The sequence below is a fragment of the Trebonia sp. genome, from assembly GCF_049794275.1.
Taxonomy (GTDB): domain Bacteria; phylum Actinomycetota; class Actinomycetes; order Streptosporangiales; family Streptosporangiaceae; genus Trebonia.
Genome location: NZ_JBARCR010001306.1, coordinates 1 through 3,697 on the forward strand (window position 1 = coordinate 1; position 3,697 = coordinate 3,697).

Genomic DNA, 3,697 nt, shown 5'->3' on the forward strand with positions numbered 1-3,697 from the left:
GCTCGGAGCGCCGCTCAGGGTCCGGCGCTTACCCCGGTTAGGCTCACCCGGCGCGGCCGGCTTGTCGTCACAGGGATGGCCGTCCTCCTGGTCGCCGCCGGATCCGTGGCTCTCGCGGGCGCGGCCCAGGCGATCGGGCATTCCGGGGCCCAGGCCCGGCCAGGGACGGCGGGGGCGGCGGGGGCGGCGATCACCAAGGTCGAGGTCCGGCCGGGACAGAGCCTGTGGACGCTGGCCGAGGCGTACGACCCGAACGCGGACACCCGGCAGGTCATCCAGGAGATCCTGCAGCTGAACTCGATGAGCACCGACCAGGTACAGCCCGGCCAGGTCCTCTGGATGCCCCGCGACTGAGCCCGAAGTTTTTCTGTTTCGACGGTCGTCACCGCTTGCCTAGCGGCTGCGGTCGGGTTTACCTTTGACCACAACATCTAGTAGTTACACAGATGTGGTTCATCCACAAGTTGTGGATATCATGGGGATAAGCGCCGGCATCGGGAGGTGATCGCGTGTACTGTCCGTTCTGCCGCCACCCCGATAGCCGGGTTATCGACAGCCGGGCCTCCGAAGACGGCACCGCGATCCGCCGCCGCAGGTCCTGCCCGGAATGCGGGCGGCGGTTCACCACGCAGGAGTCGGTCATCTTGATGGTGGCCAAGCGCAGCGGGGTGACCGAGCCGTTCACCAGGGACAAGATCGTCCGGGGCGTGCAGCGCGCCTGCCAGGGCAGGCCGGTCGACGAAGACCATCTCGCGATGCTCGCCCAGCGGGTTGAGGAGACGATCAGGGCGCGCGGCCTGGCGGAGGTGCCGTCCCACGAGGTGGGGCTGGCGATCCTCGGGCCGCTTCGCGACCTCGACGAGGTCGCCTACCTCAGGTTCGCCTCGGTCTACCGGGGATTCGAGTCGCTCGACGACTTCGAGAAGGAAATCACCGCGCTGCGCGGTCGGTACCAAGACGACGTAACGAAGGACGCTGAGAAGGGGGCAAGGCAGTCATGACGGAAACGGTGAGCGGTTCGGCTGTGCGCAAGGGCAGGCGCAAGAGCCAGGGCGGCCTGAAGGTCCGCCGCATCCACACCACGCCGGGCGTGCACCCGTACGACCAGGTCACGTGGGAGCGCCGCGATGTCGTGATGACCAACTGGCGGGACGGCTCGGTCAACTTCGAGCAGCACGGGGTCGAGTTCCCCGACTCCTGGTCGGTCAACGCCGCCAACATCGTGACCACCAAGTACTTCCGCGGCGCGGTGGGCACGACGCAGCGCGAGTGGTCGCTGAAGCAGCTCGTCGACCGGGTGACCGACGTCTACACGGCCACCGGCAGGCAGCAGGGCTACTTCGCCTCCGACGAGGACGCGGAGATCTTCGACCACGAGCTCAAGTACGCCTTGATCCACCAGATCTTCGCCTTTAACTCACCCGTCTGGTTCAACGTCGGCACCGCCTCCCCGCAGCAGGTCAGCGCGTGCCAGCCTTACGGGGCTCTGGTCAGCACTCCCGCCGGGCTGATCCCGATCGGCAAGCTTGTCGAAGACGGCGCAGTCGGTGCCAAGGTCTACGACGCCGACGGACTCACCCGGATCGTCGCCACCAAGGCGAACGGCGTTAAGCCGGTGCTCCGAGTGCACACAAAGGCCGGCTACGCGCTCGACGTCACGGCCGACCACCTGGTCTGGCGATCTTCTGGCGAGGGGACCGGCAGCTTTGTCCCTGCCGGGAGTCTCAAGCCGGGCGACACGCTGCTCTGGCACCGTCGCGACAGCCACGGTGAAAAGGAGATCAGCGGCTACGAGGTCGCCGAGGCGGCACTCGCTGGCTGGCTGCAGTCGGACGGGTTCGTGGGCCAGTACGCGGGCACGAACCGGTCGCTGACGATCGAGGCCATGACCGTCACCGACGCCGAACTCGACTGGGTCACCGACGCCCTGAACCAGGTCTTCCCTGGCGTGCACCGGCATGAGCGCAGCGTCGAGACCCAGGACACCCGGCTTGACTGCCGGCGGACACGGCTCTACGGGGAGTTCCTCCGGGAGTTCACCGACCGCTGGGACCTGCGGAAGCGGGGCACGGAGATGGAGGTGCCCGCTCGCCTGTTCACCGCGCCGCTTCCCGTCGTCGCCGCGTACCTGCGGAGCGTCTTCCAGGCTGAGGGATTCGTGTCGGCACGCCAGGCGTCCACCGTCGTGGAAGTCGACATGATCTCCGAGCAGCTCATCAGGGGGATGCAGCAGCTCCTGTTGCGATTCGGCATCTACGCCCGAGTCGGCTTCAAGGCTGACGCGCGCCAGGACCGGCACGGCTGCTGGACATTGCGCGTCCAGTCAGCCGGTGACAGGCGCCTTTTCGCCGACGCCATCGGTTTCATCGACCCGGTCAAGGCGGAGAAGCTGGAACACAGCTTCGACAAGCCAGGGCTCGCCGCTCGTGAGACCAAGCGCCTTCAGGTCGAAAGGATCGAGCAGCTCGGGGACATGGAGGTCTACGACATCCAGACCGAGAGCGGCGAGTACCTGTCAGGCAACCTGCGCGTGCACAACTGTTTCATCCTTGCCGTCGATGACACGATGGACGCGATTCTCGACTGGTACCGGGAAGAGGGCCTCATCTTCAAGGGCGGTTCAGGCGCCGGCGTTAACTTGTCCCGCATCAGGTCGAGCAAGGAGCTGCTCAGCTCCGGCGGCACCGCGAGCGGCCCGGTCAGCTTCATGCGCGGCGCCGACGCCAGCGCCGGCACGATCAAGTCCGGCGGCGCGACCCGGCGCGCGGCGAAGATGGTCGTGCTCGACGTCGACCACCCCGACATCGCCGAATTCATCGAGACCAAGGCCCGCGAGGAAGAGAAGGTCCGCGTGCTGCGCGACGCGGGCTTCGACATGGACCTCGGCGGCCAGGACATCGTCAGCGTCCAGTACCAGAACGCCAACAACTCGGTCCGCGTCAGCGATGAGTTCATGCACGCGGTGACCGACGGCAAGCCGTTCGACCTGCTCGCCCGCCGCACCGGCGAGGTCATCGAGACGGTTGACGCGAAAAACCTGTTCCGCAAGATTGCCCAGGCGGCCTGGGAATGCGCCGACCCGGGGCTGCAGTACGACGACACGATCAATGACTGGCACACGAACCCGGAGTCGGGCCGGATCACCGCCAGCAACCCCTGTTCCGAGTACCTCAGCCTCGACAACTCCTCCTGCAACCTCGCCAGCATTAACCTGCTCAAGTTCCTCCTCCCCGACGACACCTTCGATGTCGAGCGGTTCGCTCAGGTCAGCGAGCTGATCATCACCGCGATGGACATCTCGATCACGTTCGCGGACTTCCCGACGGAGAAGATCGGCCAGATCACCAGGGACTACCGTCAGCTCGGCATCGGCTACGCCAACCTCGGGGCGCTGCTCATGGCGACCGGGCACGCCTACGATTCCGACGGCGGTCGCGCGATCGCAGCCGCGATCACCTCGCTCATGACCGCATCCGCCTACAAGAAGTCGGCCGAGCTGGCGGGCATCGTCGGCCCCTACGAGGGGTACGCGAAGAACGCCGCCGCGCACAAGCGGGTCATGCGCAAGCACGCGGAAGCCAGCGCGAGCGTCCGCCCGGCGGCCGCGTTCGACGAGGTCATCCTGGACCTGGCGAACAAGACCTGGCAGCAGTGCCTCACCCTCGGCGAGGCCAACGGCTACCGGAACGCCCAGGCC

General features: G+C 66.8%; 3 protein-coding genes. All 3 read left to right on the forward strand.

Going from position 1 to position 3,697, the window contains the following annotated elements:
* The coding region (locus WA805_RS31615) for a LysM peptidoglycan-binding domain-containing protein (protein ID WP_425244177.1) at window positions 1-354 on the forward strand (354 nt) is incomplete at its 5' end.
* Between the two features lie 155 nt (window positions 355-509).
* On the forward strand, window positions 510-1,001 hold the full coding sequence (gene nrdR / locus WA805_RS31620; protein WP_422271188.1) for a transcriptional regulator NrdR: 492 nt from the start codon (window positions 510-512) through the stop codon (window positions 999-1,001).
* The coding region (locus tag WA805_RS31625) for an LAGLIDADG family homing endonuclease (RefSeq protein WP_425244178.1) at window positions 998-3,697 on the forward strand (2,700 nt) is incomplete at its 3' end. The genes nrdR and WA805_RS31625, both read left to right, overlap by 4 nt.